This window comes from Pseudomonas sp. DC3200b2, assembly GCF_049895785.1.
In the GTDB taxonomy this organism is placed as follows: domain Bacteria; phylum Pseudomonadota; class Gammaproteobacteria; order Pseudomonadales; family Pseudomonadaceae; genus Aquipseudomonas; species Aquipseudomonas massiliensis.
In genome coordinates this window covers 114,798-130,797 of the sequence record NZ_JAFCTA010000005.1, presented here as the reverse complement: position 1 = coordinate 130,797, position 16,000 = coordinate 114,798, and the positions used below count along the sequence as shown (strand labels likewise).

20 protein-coding genes are annotated in these 16,000 nt (G+C 63.0%); 13 read left to right on the top strand and 7 right to left on the bottom strand.

All coding sequences use genetic code 11. The annotated features are described in order from the left end of the window. The first annotated feature begins 6 nt into the window (after window positions 1-6). From pyrR to ACP691_RS15880, 4 genes are all read left to right on the top strand, one after another. A complete protein-coding gene (gene pyrR, locus ACP691_RS15895; protein WP_426151611.1) occupies window positions 7-540 on the top strand; it encodes a bifunctional pyr operon transcriptional regulator/uracil phosphoribosyltransferase PyrR in 534 nt (177 codons plus the stop codon). Continuing rightward, on the top strand, window positions 537-1,541 hold the full coding sequence (locus ACP691_RS15890; RefSeq protein WP_426151613.1) for an aspartate carbamoyltransferase catalytic subunit: 1,005 nt from the start codon (window positions 537-539) through the stop codon (window positions 1,539-1,541). Before pyrR ends, ACP691_RS15890 begins: the two co-directional genes overlap by 4 nt. Continuing rightward, window positions 1,538-2,809: a dihydroorotase gene (locus ACP691_RS15885; RefSeq protein WP_426151615.1), complete on the top strand. Its 1,272-nt coding sequence runs from the start codon at window positions 1,538-1,540 to the stop codon at window positions 2,807-2,809. The genes ACP691_RS15890 and ACP691_RS15885 overlap by 4 nt, the downstream gene beginning before the upstream one ends. A 222-nt stretch (window positions 2,810-3,031) precedes the next feature. Beyond that, a complete protein-coding gene (locus ACP691_RS15880; protein ID WP_426151617.1) occupies window positions 3,032-3,829 on the top strand; it encodes a lipopolysaccharide biosynthesis protein in 798 nt (265 codons plus the stop codon). Here the strand turns inward: ACP691_RS15880 and ACP691_RS15875 are convergent. Beyond that, window positions 3,796-4,812 (bottom strand): hypothetical protein, encoded by a 1,017-nt coding sequence (locus tag ACP691_RS15875; RefSeq protein WP_426151619.1) that lies wholly within the window; start codon window positions 4,810-4,812, stop codon window positions 3,796-3,798. The genes ACP691_RS15880 and ACP691_RS15875 overlap by 34 nt on opposite strands. Before the next feature lie 42 nt (window positions 4,813-4,854). Further along, window positions 4,855-5,316 carry an NINE protein gene (locus ACP691_RS15870; protein ID WP_426151621.1) on the bottom strand — a complete coding sequence of 154 codons (462 nt, stop codon included), beginning with the start codon at window positions 5,314-5,316 and terminating at the stop codon, window positions 4,855-4,857. A gap of 247 nt (window positions 5,317-5,563) precedes the next feature. On the opposite strand from ACP691_RS15870, the gene ACP691_RS15865 reads away from it, so the two are divergent. Further along, window positions 5,564-6,196, top strand: a complete 633-nt coding sequence (locus ACP691_RS15865) for a C40 family peptidase (RefSeq protein ID WP_426151623.1) — start codon at window positions 5,564-5,566, stop codon at window positions 6,194-6,196. Between the two features lie 37 nt (window positions 6,197-6,233). On the opposite strand, the gene ACP691_RS15860 is transcribed toward ACP691_RS15865, so the two are convergent. Beyond that, the gene (locus tag ACP691_RS15860) at window positions 6,234-7,268 is read right to left on the bottom strand and encodes a type IV pilus twitching motility protein PilT (RefSeq protein WP_040259557.1); all 1,035 of its coding nucleotides are present in this window, start codon (window positions 7,266-7,268) and stop codon (window positions 6,234-6,236) included. Window positions 7,269-7,334: 66 nt separating this feature from the next. Between ACP691_RS15860 and ACP691_RS15855 the strand changes: the two genes are divergently transcribed. From ACP691_RS15855 to ACP691_RS15820, 8 genes are all read left to right on the top strand, one after another. Continuing rightward, a complete protein-coding gene (locus ACP691_RS15855; RefSeq protein ID WP_426151625.1) occupies window positions 7,335-8,027 on the top strand; it encodes a YggS family pyridoxal phosphate-dependent enzyme in 693 nt (230 codons plus the stop codon). A gap of 22 nt (window positions 8,028-8,049) precedes the next feature. Then, complete coding sequence (gene proC, locus ACP691_RS15850; RefSeq protein ID WP_426151627.1) at window positions 8,050-8,868, top strand: pyrroline-5-carboxylate reductase; 819 nt, start codon at window positions 8,050-8,052, stop codon at window positions 8,866-8,868. A 12-nt stretch (window positions 8,869-8,880) separates the two neighbouring features. Next, a complete protein-coding gene (locus ACP691_RS15845; protein ID WP_426151629.1) occupies window positions 8,881-9,471 on the top strand; it encodes a YggT family protein in 591 nt (196 codons plus the stop codon). A gap of 248 nt (window positions 9,472-9,719) precedes the next feature. Beyond that, window positions 9,720-10,859 carry a homoserine O-succinyltransferase MetX gene (gene metX, locus ACP691_RS15840; protein WP_426151631.1) on the top strand — a complete coding sequence of 380 codons (1,140 nt, stop codon included), beginning with the start codon at window positions 9,720-9,722 and terminating at the stop codon, window positions 10,857-10,859. Window positions 10,860-10,866: 7 nt separating this feature from the next. Continuing rightward, window positions 10,867-11,487, top strand: coding sequence for a methionine biosynthesis protein MetW (gene metW, locus ACP691_RS15835; RefSeq protein WP_426151633.1), 621 nt, complete (start codon window positions 10,867-10,869; stop codon window positions 11,485-11,487). 100 nt (window positions 11,488-11,587) lie between these two features. Continuing rightward, the gene (gene rdgB, locus ACP691_RS15830) at window positions 11,588-12,184 is read left to right on the top strand and encodes an RdgB/HAM1 family non-canonical purine NTP pyrophosphatase (RefSeq protein WP_426151635.1); all 597 of its coding nucleotides are present in this window, start codon (window positions 11,588-11,590) and stop codon (window positions 12,182-12,184) included. After that, window positions 12,181-13,329, top strand: coding sequence for a radical SAM family heme chaperone HemW (gene hemW / locus ACP691_RS15825; protein ID WP_426151637.1), 1,149 nt, complete (start codon window positions 12,181-12,183; stop codon window positions 13,327-13,329). The genes rdgB and hemW overlap by 4 nt, the downstream gene beginning before the upstream one ends. A 10-nt stretch (window positions 13,330-13,339) precedes the next feature. Beyond that, on the top strand, window positions 13,340-13,663 hold the full coding sequence (locus ACP691_RS15820; protein WP_426151639.1) for a DUF3392 family protein: 324 nt from the start codon (window positions 13,340-13,342) through the stop codon (window positions 13,661-13,663). 19 nt (window positions 13,664-13,682) lie between these two features. On the opposite strand, the gene trmB is transcribed toward ACP691_RS15820, so the two are convergent. From trmB to ACP691_RS15800, 4 genes are all read right to left on the bottom strand, one after another. Next, window positions 13,683-14,405 carry a tRNA (guanosine(46)-N7)-methyltransferase TrmB gene (gene trmB / locus ACP691_RS15815; protein WP_426151641.1) on the bottom strand — a complete coding sequence of 241 codons (723 nt, stop codon included), beginning with the start codon at window positions 14,403-14,405 and terminating at the stop codon, window positions 13,683-13,685. 9 nt (window positions 14,406-14,414) lie between these two features. Next, entirely contained in the window at window positions 14,415-15,209 is a 795-nt protein-coding gene (locus ACP691_RS15810; protein WP_040259851.1) for a thiazole synthase, read from the bottom strand. An 84-nt stretch (window positions 15,210-15,293) separates the two neighbouring features. After that, complete coding sequence (gene thiS, locus ACP691_RS15805; protein ID WP_040259545.1) at window positions 15,294-15,494, bottom strand: sulfur carrier protein ThiS; 201 nt, start codon at window positions 15,492-15,494, stop codon at window positions 15,294-15,296. Between the two features lie 72 nt (window positions 15,495-15,566). Next, on the bottom strand, window positions 15,567-15,944 hold the full coding sequence (locus tag ACP691_RS15800; RefSeq protein WP_426151643.1) for a DUF423 domain-containing protein: 378 nt from the start codon (window positions 15,942-15,944) through the stop codon (window positions 15,567-15,569). Window positions 15,945-16,000: the final 56 nt, after the last annotated feature.

The following is a 16,000-nucleotide window of genomic DNA, read 5'->3' as shown; positions in this document are numbered from 1 at the left end:
GCCTGCATGACCCTGCCCAACCCCACCGACCTGATTCGCCAGATGGCCAGCGACCTGCGCGCGCGACTCGGCGCCCGGCGTATCGAAACCCCCCGCTTCATCGGCATTCGCACAGGTGGCGTCTGGGTGGCCCAGGCCTTGCTGGCCGAACTCGGCGTGAGCGACACGCTCGGCACCCTGGACGTGTCCTTCTACCGGGATGACTTCAGCCAGAACGGCTTGCACCCGCAGGTCAGGCCGTCGGAGCTGCCTTTCGAGATCGAAGGCCAGCACCTGGTGCTGGTGGACGATGTACTCATGAGCGGGCGCACGGTGCGGGCCGCGCTGAACGAGCTGTTCGACTATGGCCGCCCTGCCAGCGTGACCCTGGTCACCCTGCTGGACCTGGACGCCGCCGAATTGCCGATCCGGCCGGACGTGGTGGGGGCCAGGCTGTCCCTGGCGCCGAACGAACGTATAAAATTGCTCGGCCCCTCCCCGCTCACCCTGGAACCGCAGGTTCTTGAATCCGCGTCCAGCTTCCAAGAGTCCACCCGATGACGTCGAACCACGCCAAGCGTCCCTTGCAGCTCAACGACCAGGGCCAGCTGCGGCATTTTCTTTCCCTGGACGGCCTGCCCCGCACATTGCTCACCGAAATCCTGGATACCGCCGACTCCTTCCTGGAGGTTGGCGCCCGGGCAGTAAAGAAAGTCCCGCTGCTGCGAGGCAAGACGGTCTGCAACGTATTCTTCGAGAACTCCACCCGCACGCGCACCACCTTCGAGCTGGCCGCGCAAAGGCTTTCGGCGGACGTGATCACCCTGAACGTGTCGACGTCATCCACCAGCAAGGGTGAAACCCTCTTCGATACCCTGCGCAACCTGGAAGCCATGGCGGCGGACATGTTCGTGGTGCGCCACGCCGATTCCGGCGCCGCCCACTACATTGCCGAACATGTCAGCCCACAGGTGGCGGTGATCAATGGCGGTGACGGCCGTCATGCCCACCCTACCCAGGGCATGCTGGACATGCTCACCATCCGTCGGCACAAGGGAGGCTTCGAAAATCTCTCGGTAGCCATCGTCGGGGACATCCTGCACTCGCGCGTGGCGCGCTCCAACATGATCGCCCTGAAGACCCTCGGCTGCCCGGACATCCGGGTGGTTGGTCCGAAAACCCTGCTTCCCATCGGGGTGGAGCAATATGGGGTGAAGGTCTACACGGACCTGGCCGAGGGCCTCAAGGACGTGGATGTGGTGATCATGTTGCGCCTGCAGCGCGAGCGCATGCAGGGTGGGCTGTTGCCCAGCGAGGGCGAGTTCTATCGGCTGTTCGGCCTGACCACCCAACGCCTGGCCCTGGCCAAACCCGACGCCATCGTGATGCACCCGGGCCCGATCAACCGTGGCGTGGAAATCGAATCGGCCGTGGCCGACGGCGAGCAGTCGGTGATTCTCAACCAAGTGACCTACGGCATCGCCGTGCGGATGGCGGTGCTGTCCATGGCGATGAGCGGCCAGGCGACGCAGCGGCAGATCGAGCAGGAGAACCTTCAGTGAGTGCAAGCATCATCGGCGCGCGGGTGATCGACCCGGCCTCGGGCCTGGACCAGGTCACCGACCTTCACCTGCGCGATGGCAAGGTTCTTGCCATCGGGGCGGTACCGGAGGGCTACAAGGCCGAGCAACGGATCGAAGCCGCCGGCCTGGTGGCCGCTCCGGGCCTGGTAGACCTCAACGTGGCATTGCGCGAACCGGGTTATAGCCGCAAGGGCAATATCGCCAGCGAAACCCGGGCGGCCGTGGCGGGTGGCGTTACCTCGCTGTGCTGCCCACCGCTGACTCGCCCCGTGCTGGACAGCTCCGCCGTGGCCGAACTGGTTCTTGACCGCGCACGGGAGGCGGGCAACAGCAAAGTGTTCCCTGTAGGCGCGCTGAGCAAGGGCCTGGACGGCGAGCAACTGGCCGAACTCGTGGCCCTGCGTGACGCGGGCTGCGTCGCGTTCGGCAACGGCTTGAAGAGTTTCAACAATACGCGAACCCTGTGCCGGGCGCTGGAATACGCAGCCACCTTTGACCTGACGGTGGTGTTCCATTCCCAGGATGCAGACCTGGCTGCCGGCGGGCTCGCCCACGAAGGTCCGGTGGCCAGCTTCCTCGGCTTGAGCGGCATACCGGAAACGGCGGAAACCGTGGCCCTGTCTCGTCAGTTGCTGCTGGTGGAACAGAGTGGCGTGCGGGCCCACTTCAGTCAGCTCACCACCGCCCGTGGCGCTGAGATGATTGCCCAGGCGCAGGCCCGCGGCTTGCCTGTGACAGCCGACGTCGCGCTCTACCAGCTGATACTGACCGACGAGGCCCTGACCGGCTTCTCCAGCCTCTATCACGTACAGCCACCCCTGCGTACCGCCAGGGACCGTGACGGCTTGCGCGAAGCGCTCAAGGCTGGCGTCATCCAGGCCATTTCCAGTCATCATCAGCCCCATGAGCGGGATGCCAAGCAAGCGCCGTTCGGGGCCACCGAGCCAGGCATCAGCAGCGTGGAACTATTGTTGCCGCTGGCCCTGACCCTGGTGGAAGAAGGCGTGCTGAGCCTGCCGGAGCTCCTGGCGCGGCTCACCCATGGCCCCGCCCAGGCGCTTCGCCTGCCAGTGGGTCGGCTCATGCCGGGCGCCGCCGCCGACCTGGTACTGTTCGACCCGGCCGCATCGACCCTGGCGGGTGAACGATGGTATTCGCGCGGGCAGAACTGCCCCTTCCTGGGCCATTGCCTGCCCGGCGCCGTTCGCTATACCTGGGTCGACGGGCGCATCGCCCATCAGGCCTGACACCTAGGCCAATTGCCTCGCTCCTTTGGGCGGGGCGGATCCCTACCGTCCTCGACACATAACCACAGGGATGTATCAGGGATGCGACCATGACGACTCATTCAGCTTATATGGGTGGCGTTAAATACGGCGATCGAGCAGCCTCGCCGCCAGGCCACCGTGCGCCCTCCTGGCGGCCATGCGCGGGCAATGCTCCATTGCCTTCAGCGTGGTCCGCCCCTCATGTTGTTCCCACTCGCAACCGCTCAGCCATGCTTCAGTGAATGCCGCGATACCCGGCAAGGGCCGGTGATCATCCTCGCTTCGGGCCCGTCCACCCAGGATTTCCCTCTCGAGGAGTTCGCCTCGATCCCGATCATCACCATGAACGGTGCCATCTCACGATTGTTGCCTACAAGCATCGAGCCACTGTTCTATGTCTGCACGGATCGCGGCTTTCCACTCCAGCAACCGGAGCTATATGAAGCCGCCTTGGCCAGGGCCAGCCACCTGGCCCTGTGGCCTGACGAGATCGCCCGCCTGACGCCTTCCAGGCGTCTTCAGGCGTATGCGTTGCGACGTGCCCCCGCTACTTGCTGGCGGCATCTTTTCGGGAAGGAACGTGAACAGGCAGTGCGTTCGCGCAACGTATTGAGCAAACGATGCCGGAGTATCGGTTTCAGCCAGGACATGAGCTATGGATTCTTCGATGCTCGTACCGTGGCCTATGTCTGTGCGCAACTGGCCTACCACCTGGGTTTCGAGAAGGTCTTCCTGGTGGGCGTGGACCTCGACGGCACGGCCCAGCGGTTCTATGACCGGGAAACCAGGACGCTCTCCCCGTGCGGGCTGAACGATCACTTCGACACTCGGATAGTGCCCAGCTTCGAAGTGCTCCAGCGCGCGTTCCGCCGTGCAGGCCGGCAGGTCTTCAACCTGTCGGCACGCAGTCGGCTACCGGCCTCGGTGATTCCCAGGGCTGACCTGGGTACCTTGCGCCGCGCGCTCTACGGCTCCTTGACAGGACATGGCCACCCCTGAGCCTCGGCAACCAGACGATCGAGCATGGCATCCGGGGAATAACGGTACAACACCGTATCAGGCAACGGCGCCAGAGGGGCGGCCAGAAACGCACCGAGGCCCGCCAACCCGCCCTGCTCGCTATCCTCAAAGCCGTTCGGCAAGCCCTTCGGCAAGCCCTTTTCCCATATGAACACGTTGTTGGGGTGGTACAAGGGAAGCTGAGCGACAGCCGCGTTATTGGTGATGAGCTTTTTGCCAAAGTAGGCAGCTTCAAGGGTGCGCAAGGTCGCTCCAGACTGTCCTGGCTGGTTGATTTCCACCAGCACATCGGCTCGCTGTGCCCGGGCCAGGTTTTCCTCGTAATCCAGTAGGTCGTCTACGTGATAGGGGCAGGCCTTTTCCGTGCTGTCATCACGAACAATATGGAAGTCGGGCTCGCAGCCATTGGCTATCAAACCCTCGGCGAGCGCCTGCAATATCGATGCGCGGTGCTTGTCACGGCCCAGGAAAAAACATGTTCGCGGCCGCTCGGCCATGCCTTGGCCTCGCCTGGCCCTGGCCTCTTCGTAACCCAGCGCAAAGAACTGATCCAGTGGCAGCATGCCCAGGGCCGCGCATTGCTGCTGGTCGAAGCTGTAGATCGCGTTGAACCATGGCCGGACCTGGGCCACGAAAGCCGAGTCCACCAGATCGCGTACCAGTAATACTTTGCGCCCCGGGAAAGCCCGCACCACTGCCGGGTTGATGTGCCGACGAACCTGCCCTTCATTGCACACCAGCAAGTCCTCCGGGCCCGCTCCGCTCAGGCGACACGCCAGCCGCCCAAGCCAGGCATCGCCCAGGGGGGCGCCCATGAGGCGCTTGTTCAAGGATTGAAGCTTGCGCTGGGCGCGTTGAAGCACCCTGGCTGGCCGCAAGTGCCGCACTGGACGATGGCCGGCCAGGGCCGCGATCAAGCGCTGCTCGTATTGAGCCGTCCAGCCCAGAAAAAACGCTTTCACCGGGTCAGGCCCTCAATTGCTCGCCACTGGCGCGAAGCGGGATTATCGCAGCCGCTCTTGACCCAGGCCAGGGCCGCGTCGGGCCTGGCCAGCCTGGCGATTGCGCAGGGACAGTTGATCATTGAGCGTCCAGAAGTCGTAGAGCACGCCGATGAGAAAGAACCCGCACGTGAAGAAATACAGGATGCCGGTAATCCATTTGTGCTGGTACAGCCGGTGTATCCCGAATACGCCGAGGAAGGTCAGCAGGAGCCAGGAAACGTTGTAGTCGAAAGGCCCACTGTGGAAGCGCAGGTCTGCCTGGCGGTCCATGGCGGGTATCAGGAAGATGTCGATCAGCCAACCGATGCCGAACAGCCCGAAAGTAAAGAACCAGAGCGTGCCCGTAATCGGCTTTCCATAGTAGAAGCGGTGTGCCCCGGTGAACCCGAAGATCCACAAGGCGTAGCCAAGAACGAGACTATGGGTATCGTGAAGGCGCGGCTCGGCACGATAGGTATTCATAGGCAGAGACCATCCCGTCGATCATTAAATTTTCTGGAAGGAAGTGTGACTTTTAAGGCACGACCCGACAAGCGGTCGGCGAGGACAGGAAACCGTTCAACCCTGCTAATACGGGGTTTGGCTGGCTTTCATAGACATAAAGAACTGCTCAGGGTTCGCTGCAGCCGGGTTTTGGATCGACCAGTGGGCAAAAAACAGGCAAAAAAGCTGTTATAAAGTTGCGCGCCACATCACTGAGCCCTGCCTAATGCATCCAATTATCAAGACATGGCTGACTATTTGCCTTTTATGTCCACTGGCCGCTTACGCCTCCAACCGTGAGCAAACCCTTCCTTCCAGCTTCTCGGGTTATACCGCCGGAGCCGACCACTCCGAGCGGGCTCCGCGCGCGCCGCAGCGCGGCATCAATCACAAGACGCCGGTTCATTCGGCCCAGGCCGCCAGCGCCCAGATGGCGGCTCGGCAAAGCAATGCCGTGCTCAGCCGCGCGGTGAATGTATTGGGCACGCCTTACAAATGGGGCGGCAGCAGCCCTAGCAAAGGCTTCGATTGCAGTGGCCTGGTCAAGTATGCCTTCAATGACGTCAAGGCCGTAGACCTGCCGCGCACGTCCAACGCCATGGCCGACGGCCACGGCATCAAGGTCGCTCGGGAAGACCTCAAGCCCGGTGACCTGCTGTTCTTCAACATCAAGGGCCGCCGTGTGAACCATGTGGCCATCTACCTGGGCGATGACAAGTTCATCCATGCGCCGCGCCGCGGCAAGGCGGTGTCCATCGACACCTTGAGCAAGCCTTACTGGACGCAGCATTACGTAGTAGCCAAGCGCGTGCTGCCCAAGCAGCCACCCGCTACCACGCTTCGCCTGAGCCAGCGCTGAAAGCCGGGCGCCAGCCCCGCGCCAGACGCGGGCTGGCTCAAAGGGCGTCAGGGTTCTTGGCTTTTTCCCTGGCCGCGTCCTTGGCGATCAGCCCCTTGCCCAGCAGTTCCTTGAGGCAAGCGTCCAGGGTCTGCATCCCCAGGGCCCCGCCTGTCTGAATGGCCGAGTACATCTGGGCTACCTTGTCTTCACGTATCAGGTTACGGATGGCCGGTGTGCCGATCATGATTTCATGGGCCGCCACTCGCCCCCCGCCGATCTTGCGCAGCAAGGTCTGGGAAATCACCGCCTGCAACGACTCCGACAGCATCGAACGGACCATGGCTTTCTCTTCGGCAGGGAAAACGTCCACAACCCGGTCGATGGTCTTGGCCGCGGAAGTAGTGTGCAAGGTACCGAACACCAGGTGACCGGTTTCCGCCGCGGTAAGCGCCAGGCGGATGGTTTCAAGGTCGCGCATCTCCCCCACCAGGATCACGTCCGGGTCCTCCCGCAGGGCGGAACGCAGCGCATTGGCGAAGCCGAGGGTATCGCGGTGTACCTCACGCTGGTTCACCAGGCACTTTTTCGACTCATGGACGAACTCGATCGGATCTTCGATGGTAAGGATGTGATGATGCTTGTGGTTGTTCAGGTAGTCGATCATCGCCGCCAGGGTGGTGGACTTGCCCGAGCCGGTCGGACCTGTGACCAGAACGAGACCTCGCGGCACGTCGGTAATACGCCGAAACACATCCCCCATGCCCAAGTCTTCCATGCTCAGCACCTTCGAGGGAATGGTGCGGAACACCGCCCCGGCCCCTCGGTTCTGGTTGAAGGCGTTGACCCGGAAACGCGCCACGCCAGGCACCTCGAAGGAAAAGTCCGTTTCCATGAACTCCTCGAAGTCCTGCCGCTGCTTGTCATTCATGATGTCGTAGATCAGCGATTGCACCGCCTTGTGGTCCAGCGCCGGCAGATTGATGCGTCGCACGTCGCCGTCGACCCGGATCATCGGCGGCAGGCCCGCGGACAGATGAAGGTCCGACGCGCCCTGTTTCGCGCTGAAAGCCAGCAGCTCGGTAATGTCCATGAGACTCCCCAAATACAGACAAGCAGGTAGAATGCCGCAGACCCCTAAAGCCGCTGGCGCCAAGTAATGTCCACCATAGCAGACAACCTTTCTTCGGTGAGCGCGCGAATTCGTAGCGCCGCCCTGGCCGCGGGCCGGCCGGAAAACGCTGTCGACCTGCTGGCCGTGAGCAAGACCAAGCCCGCTGAAGCCATCCGTGAGGCCCATGCCGCCGGGCAGCGGCATTTCGGCGAGAACTATCTCCAGGAGGCACTGGCCAAGCAGGCCGAACTCACGGACCTTGAGTTGACCTGGCACTTCATCGGGCCCATTCAATCCAACAAGACCCGCGCCATTGCCGAGCACTTCGCCTGGGTTCATTCGGTGGATCGGCTCAAGGTCGCCCAACGTTTGGCCGAGCAGCGCCCCGCTGAGCTACCGCCGCTCAATATCTGCCTGCAAGTGAACATCAGCGGCGAAGCCAGCAAGGCCGGCTGCGATCCGGCGGAGCTTCCAGCACTGGCAGGGGCCGTAGCGGCATTGCCGAACCTTCGCTTGCGCGGCTTGATGGCCATTCCCGAACCCTGCGCGGACCCGCAGCGCCAGCAGGCGGTTTTTGCCCAGGTCAAGGCACTACGCGACAGTCTTGATCTGGAGCTGGACACTCTTTCCATGGGCATGAGCGACGACCTGGAAGCCGCCATTGCCCAAGGCGCTACCTGGGTACGCATCGGCACCGCGCTGTTCGGCGCCCGCGACTACAGCAAGCCTCCCCTTTAAGCCGCCAGAACAGGAACCCTGCATGAGCACACCACGAATCGCCTTCATCGGCGCCGGCAACATGGCGGCCAGCCTGATTGGCGGCCTGCGCGCCCAAGGCGTGGAAGCCGACCGGATCACCGCTAGCGACCCTGGAGCGGCTACCCGCGAACGGGTCAGCCTCGAGCACGGTATCGCTACCTTCGAAGACAATGGCGCGGCGGTCGCGCACGCCCAGGTGGTGGTGCTGGCGGTCAAGCCCCAGGCGATGAGGGCCGTCTGCGAAGAGCTGCGACCTGCGTTGCGGGATGACCAACTGATCGTTTCGATCGCCGCCGGCATCACTTGTGGCAGCCTACAGGCCTGGTTGGGCGACCGGCCCGTGGTACGCTGCATGCCCAACACCCCGGCCCTGGTCCGTCGTGGTGCCAGCGGCCTGTATGCCAACCCCCTGGTCACTGGCGAGCAAAAAGCAGCCGCCGAGCAACTGCTCAATGCGGTAGGGTTGGCGCTCTGGCTGGACAGCGAAGCGCAACTGGACGCGGTGACCGCGGTATCCGGCAGTGGTCCGGCTTATTTCTTCCTGCTGATCGAAGCCATGACCCAGGCTGGCGAAGCCTTGGGCCTGTCCCGGGAAACCGCCGCCAGGCTCACTCTCCAGACGGCCCTCGGCGCCGCCGAGATGGCCATGGATAGCGACCTTGACGCCGCCGAGCTGCGTCGCCGGGTGACCTCCCCCGCCGGTACCACCGAAGCGGCCATAAAGACCTTCCAGGCTGGCGGCTTCGAAGCATTGGTAAAAACGGCCCTGGATGCGGCAGCGCATCGCTCGGCTGAACTGGCCGAACAGCTCGGCCGCTAAGGAGCCTTTTCGATGATTGGACTGAACACTGCGTTGATCTACGTGCTGCAAACCCTTGGCAGCCTTTACCTGCTGATCGTCTTGCTACGCTTCGTGCTCCAGCTTGTGCGCGCCGACTTCTACAACCCCCTGAGCCAGTTCGCCGTACGCGCGACCCAGCCGCTGCTGCGGCCGCTGCGGCGGATCATTCCCAGCCTGTTCGGGCTGGACATGTCCTCCCTGATCCTGGCAATCGTCATCCAGATGGCGATCATGGCCCTGACCCTGCTCCTGGCTTACGGGACTACTGGCAACCCGGTTCAGCTACTGATCTGGGCGATCATTGGCGTGACCGCGCTGTTCCTCAATATCTTCTTCTTCGCCATGATCATCAGCGTCATCCTCTCGTGGGTGGCGCCGGCCAGCCACAACCCAGGCGCGGAGCTGGTCAACCAGATCTGCGAGCCGGTACTGGCGCCCTTCCGGCGCATCCTGCCCAACCTGGGCGGCCTGGACATCTCGCCTATCCTGGCCTTCATGGTGCTCAAGCTGCTGGACATGCTGGTGATCAACAACCTGGCCGCCATGACCGGAATGCCGCCGATCCTGCGCACGCTGATCTGACCGGGCAACAGCACCGCAGCAGGGGCTGTTTGAGAGGCTTGAGACGAAGGTCAGGCCGGGCCGCGCAGGCAAGGCGAAAACAGCCGAGGAAGCGCAGTTTACGGGTTGTAAATGAGCATTCCGAGGCTGTTTTCAACGCAGCATCACCGAGTATCAAGGTTTTTCACACGGAGCCTTGGGGCAACGCTGCTTGCCCCCACTGCCCCCCCTCCTTATCCTTACGCCTCATTCACGTGAGAGCAGGGTCGATGTCCACAGTCTTCCCCGAAGATTCGGTCGGTTTAGTCACGCCACAAGTCGCGCAATTCAACGATCCCTTGCCCCTGGCCTGCGGCCGCTCCCTGGCCAGCTACGAGCTGATGTACGAGACCTACGGGCAGCTCAACAGCGACGCCAGCAATGCCGTGCTCATCTGCCATGCCCTTTCCGGTCATCATCATGCGGCGGGTTACCACACACCCAACGATCGCAAGCCTGGCTGGTGGGATAGCGCCATCGGCCCCGGCAAGCCCATCGACACGCGCCGTTTCTTCGTGGTGGCGCTGAACAACCTGGGCGGCTGCAACGGCTCCACCGGCCCCGGCAGCCTTGACCCGGCCACAGGCAAGCCGTTCGGCGCCAACTTTCCCGTGCTCACGGTGGAAGACTGGGTCAACAGCCAGGCCCGCCTGGCGGATCGCCTGGGTATCGGCCAATGGGCAGCGGTGGTGGGGGGCAGCCTCGGTGGCATGCAGGCCCTGCAATGGTCCATCAGCTATCCCGAGCGCCTACGTCACTGTGTCGCCATCGCGTCGGCACCGAAGCTGTCGGCACAGAATATCGCCTTCAACGAAGTGGCGCGCCAGGCGATTCTCTCCGACCCGGAATTCCACGGTGGTAACTTCCAGGCCGAAGGAGTGATTCCCAAGCGCGGCCTGATGCTGGCCCGGATGGTAGGCCACATCACTTACCTGTCGGACGATTCCATGGGCGAGAAATTCGGCCGCGAACTCAAGAGCGACCAGTTGGCCTACGATTTTCACAGCGTGGCCTTCCAGGTAGAGAGCTACCTAAGGTACCAGGGCGAGGAGTTCTCTGGCCGGTTCGATGCCAACACCTACCTGCTGATGACCAAGGCCCTGGACTACTTCGACCCGGCGGCGGCCCATGGAGATGACCTGGCCAGGACCCTGGCCAGCGCCAGCGCGGACTTTTGCATCATGTCGTTCACCACGGACTGGCGCTTCTCCCCGGCCCGCTCACGAGAAATCGTCGACGCCCTCATGGCCGCGCGCAAGAACGTGTCCTATCTGGAAATCGATGCTCCCCAGGGTCACGACGCTTTCCTCATGCCGATTCCGCGCTACCTGCAGGCCTTCGCCAGCTACATGAACCGTATTGTCATCTGAGGTGCCCATGAGAGCCGATCTGGAAATCATCCAGGAATGGATTCCCGCCGGCAGCCGGGTACTGGACCTGGGCTGCGGCAACGGTGAACTCCTCGCCTGGCTACGCGACCACAAGGGCGTGACCGGCTATGGCCTGGAGATCGACCCGGACAACATCAACGAATGCATCCGCAAGGGTGTCAACGTGGTGGAGCAGAACGTCGACAAGGGCCTGGGCAACTTCGCCAGCGACAGCTTCGACGTGGTGGTCATGACCCAGGCCTTGCAAGCCGTGGAATACCCTGACCGCATCTTGGAAGAAATGCTGCGCGTGGGCAGGCAATGCATCATTACCTTCCCCAACTTCGGCCATTGGCGCTGCCGTTGGTACCTGGCCACCAAGGGGCGCATGCCAGTCTCCGAGTTCTTGCCATATACTTGGTACAACACGCCCAACATCCACTTCTGTACCTTCGAAGACTTCGAAAACCTGTGTCGGGAACGCCAGGCCCAGGTCCTCGATCGCCTGGCCGTGGACCGTCTCCATCGTCACGGCTGGGCGAGCCGCGCCTGGCCCAACCTGCTCGGCGAAATCGGCATTTATCGCCTGAGCAGCCCTCAGTTGCGCCCTGAAAACATGGCGGTCTGACCGCCCGGCCGCCACGCTTGCCCCAGGCTCTGGCCAGGGGCATGCTCTGCGCTGTTTCGGCGCCTTGGCGCCGCCCGCTTATCGAGCCTTATCGAAACCCATGACCACTTTCACCCAATTGGTATTGGCCAGCCATAACACTGGCAAGCTCAAGGAACTCCAAGCCATGCTCGGCGGCAGCGTACAGCTGCGCTCCGTGGGCGAGTTCAGTCAGGTGGAGCCGGAAGAAACCGGCCTCTCTTTCGTAGAAAACGCCATTCTCAAGGCGCGCAATGCGGCGCGCCTGTCCGGCTTGCCTGCCCTGGCCGATGATTCCGGCCTGGCTGTGGATTATCTTGGCGGCGCGCCAGGCATTTATTCGGCTCGCTATGCCGATGGCCAAGGCGACGCGGCCAACAATGCCAAGCTGTTGGCCGCGCTGGAAGGCGTACCGCAAGCCGAGCGCGGAGCCCAATTCGTTTGTGTCCTGGCCCTGGTGCGGCACGCTGACGACCCCTTGCCCATTCTCTGCGAGGGCCTCTGGCACGGGCGGATCCTGCCGGCGGCGCGCGGCGCCCATGGCTTCGGCTATGACCCCTTGTTCTGGGTACCGGAGCGGGGCTGTTCCAGTGCCGAACTCAGTCCCGAGGAGAAGAATCAGCTCAGCCACCGCGCCCGGGCCATGGCTCTGCTGCGCCAACGCCTGGGGCTGGCATGAACCCCGTGCCTGGCTTGCCACCGCTGGCGCTATACATTCATATCCCCTGGTGTGTGCGCAAGTGCCCCTACTGCGACTTCAACTCCCACGCCGCGGGATCGGACCTGCCTGAAGACGCCTACGTCAGTGCCCTGCTCGATGACTTCGAGCGAGAGCTGGGCGGCGTACAGGGGCGCCCCCTGTCATCGATCTTCTTCGGCGGCGGCACGCCCAGCCTGTTCAGTGCCGAGGCGCTGGGCCGACTCTTGGACGGCTTGCGCGCGCGCGTTGCCATACCGGAAGACACAGAGATCACTCTGGAGGCGAATCCTGGCACCTTCGAGCAGGAAAAATTCATCGCCTACCGCAAGCTCGGCATCAATCGTTTGTCTATCGGCGTCCAGAGCTTCCAGGCCGACAAGCTCGAAGCGCTAGGTCGCATCCATAGTGGAGATGAAGCCTTGCGCGCGGCGGAAATGGCTCGCCGGGCCGGCTTCGACAACTTCAACCTGGACCTTATGCACGGCTTGCCAGGGCAAACCCAGGAAGAAGCCCTCGATGACCTGCGCCAGGCCATTGCCCTGGCCCCGACTCATTTGTCCTGGTATCAGCTCACGCTCGAGCCCAATACGGTGTTCTGGAACCAGCCGCCGCAATTGCCCGAAGACGATATCCTCTGGGACATCCAGGAAGCCGGCCAGGCATTGTTGGCCCAGGCCGGCTTCGCCCAGTATGAAGTCTCCGCCTATGCCAGGCCTGGCCGAGCCGCGCGCCACAACCTCAACTATTGGCAGTTTGGCGATTTCATCGGCATTGGCGCTGGGGCGCATGGAAAGCTCACCGACGCCAACGGCGGTATCCGACGGACCTGGAAGACCCGCCTGCCAAAGGATTACCTCAACCTGACCAAACCGTACCTGGCCGGCGAAAAATACCTTGAGCCGCAAGAGCTGCCCTTCGAATTCCTGATGAACGCCCTGCGCCTGACGGACGGCGTACCGACGCAACTGTTCGCCGAGCGCACCGGCCTCAGTTTGACGGCCTTGGCCGAGGGGCGGCGCGTGGCCGAACAAAAGGGGCTTGTGCAGGTCGAACCGGCGCGCCTGGTTGCCACGGAGCGAGGCCAGCTGTTTCTCAATGACCTTCTGCAATTGTTCTTAAGCTAAGGATTCACGCATGGACATGCTTCTGGATGTGCTTTCGACGATGTCCCGCTGGTGCCGCGGACAGCTTTCCGAAATTGCCCTGGCGTTGGTGGGCTGCGCCCTGGTGCTCTTCGGCGCGCAGATAAAGGCATGGGCCGAGCAGAAGGTCGGCGGGCTGGGTGGGACCTTGCGGGTGCCCTTGATGGCCCTGGCCTGCGCTGTGGGCAGTGGCGCTGTGCTGATCCACGCCACGCCCTGGGTACTGAAAGGCCTGCAGCAATTCAACAACTACAGCCTGGCGCCCGTATTGGTGGTAGTGCTGGTATTGGTTGGGGTGGTCGCGGACCGCAAGTGATCCGCTGCCCCACCCGGGATCATTCGACGCGTTCGAACTTCAGGTCCCAAACGCCGTGGCCGAGGCGTTCGCCACGACGCTCGAACTTGGTCACCGGCCGCTCGCTGGGCCGCTCGACCCAGCGCCCGTCGCTGGCAAGGTTGCGATAGCCAGGCGCCACGCTCATGACTTCCAGCATATGCTCGGCGTAGGGCTCCCAATCGGTGGCCATGTGCAGGATGCCGCCAGGCTTGAGCTTGCTGCGGACCAGCTCGGCGAAGGCCGGCTGAACGATCCGCCGCTTGTGGTGGCGGCTCTTGTGCCAGGGGTCCGGGAAAAACAGCAGCAGGCGGTCCAGGCTGGCGTCGGCCACACAGCGCTTTAGCACCTCGATGGCATCGCAATCGAATACCCGCACATTCTTCAGCCCTTGGGCCAGCACGCCGTTGAGCAAGGCGCCGACACCGGGACGGTGCACCTCTACCCCGATGAAATCCTGCTCCGGGGCGGCGGCGGCCATTTCCAGCAACGAGTGGCCCATGCCGAAGCCGATCTCGAAGGTGCGTGGCGCCGAGCGCCCAAACACCTCATCGAAATCCATCACGGCGTCCGCCAGCGGCAGAATGAACAGTGGCCCCCCCTGGTCGAGGCCGCGTTGCTGCCCTTCGGTCATGCGGCCGGCGCGCATTACGAAACTCTTGATGGTGCGCCGGTGGGAAGGCGTGTCCTCGGCGGCTACCGGGTTTGGCTGTGAATCGGTCATGGGAGCTCTTTACTTGATCAGGCCATCCAGCGGCGAAGAGGCGCTGGCATAGAGTTTTTTCGGCATGCGTCCGGCGAGCCAGGCCAAACGGCCGGCAACGATCGCATGTTTCATGGCTTCAGCCATCAGCACAGGTGACTGGGCATGGGCGATGGCCGAATTCATCAGCACCGCTTCGCAGCCCAGCTCCATGGCGATGGTCGCGTCGGATGCGGTGCCGACGCCAGCGTCTACCAGCACGGGCACCTTCGCTTCCTCGAGGATGATCCGCAGGTTGTACGGGTTGCAGATACCGAGGCCGGTGCCGATCAGGCCCGCCAGGGGCATGACGGCAATGCAGCCGATTTCGGCCAGCTGACGGGCGATGATGGGGTCATCGCTGGTGTAGACCATCACATCGAAGCCTTCCTTGACCAGTACTTGCGCGGCCTTGAGGGTTTCGATCACATTGGGGAACAGGGTTTTCTGGTCTGCCAGTACTTCCAGCTTGACCAGCTTATGGCCATCGAGCAGCTCGCGGGCCAGGCGACAGGTGCGCACGGCCTCGTTGGCATCGTAGCAACCCGCCGTGTTCGGCAGGATGGTGTAACGGTCAGGTGGCAGCACGTCCAGCAGATTCGGCTCGCCCGGGTTCTGCCCGATATTGGTACGGCGCACCGCCACCGTGACGATTTCAGCACCCGAAGCCTCGATGGCCAGACGGGTTTCTTCCAGGTCGCGGTATTTACCGGTCCCCACCAACAACCGTGACTGATAGGTACGCCCCGCCAGGACGAATGGCTTGTCTGCGTTCATTGTGCTCATGGTCTTCTCGTAGGGAATGAGGTGCGGTACGCCGGCCTGGCTATCCGCGACAGTGGGCAGGTTCACCGATGTTCGGCGCAGCCCCTAGCCGCCACCGATCGCCTGCACGACTTCCACCTGGTCACCTTCGTTAAGCAAAGTGGTGGCGTGCTCGCTGCGCGGCACGATGTCCAGGTTCAGCTCGACCGCGACTCGGCGCCCGGCCAGCTCCATGCGAGCCAGCAGGTCGGCAACGGTTTCGCCGGTCGGCAGCTCGAAGGTGTCTCCGTTCAACTGAATGCGCATGCTCGGCGCCAATGCTATGTGAGGGCGTGCATTCTAGCGAAAATCCAGGGTGGCGACCAAGGCACAGCCTGTTCAGGCAGCGCCGAGCCGCCAGGCGGCCAGGCCCAGGCAGGCCCAGCCGGCCAGGAACGCCAGCCCGCCGAACGGCGTGATGATACCCAGGCGCGGTATCCCACCCAGGGTAAGCGCATACAGGCTTCCGGAAAACAACAGGATGCCCAGGGCGAAGAGCCCACCGCTCCATGCCATCAAGCGTCCGGGAAGGGCATTGCCCAGCACCGCCACTGCAAGCAGGGCCAAGGCATGGATGAGCTGGTACTGCACCCCGGTCTGGAAAATGGCCAGGTATTCCTGGCTGAGTCGGCCCTTGAGACCATGGGCCGCGAAAGCACCCAAGGCCACCCCGGTGAAGCCAAAGAAAGCAGCCAGCATAAGTAAAGTGCGCAACATGGAGTGCCCTTCCGGATCAACGACATCGAGGCCTGTATAATGGCCCGCTCTTTCGC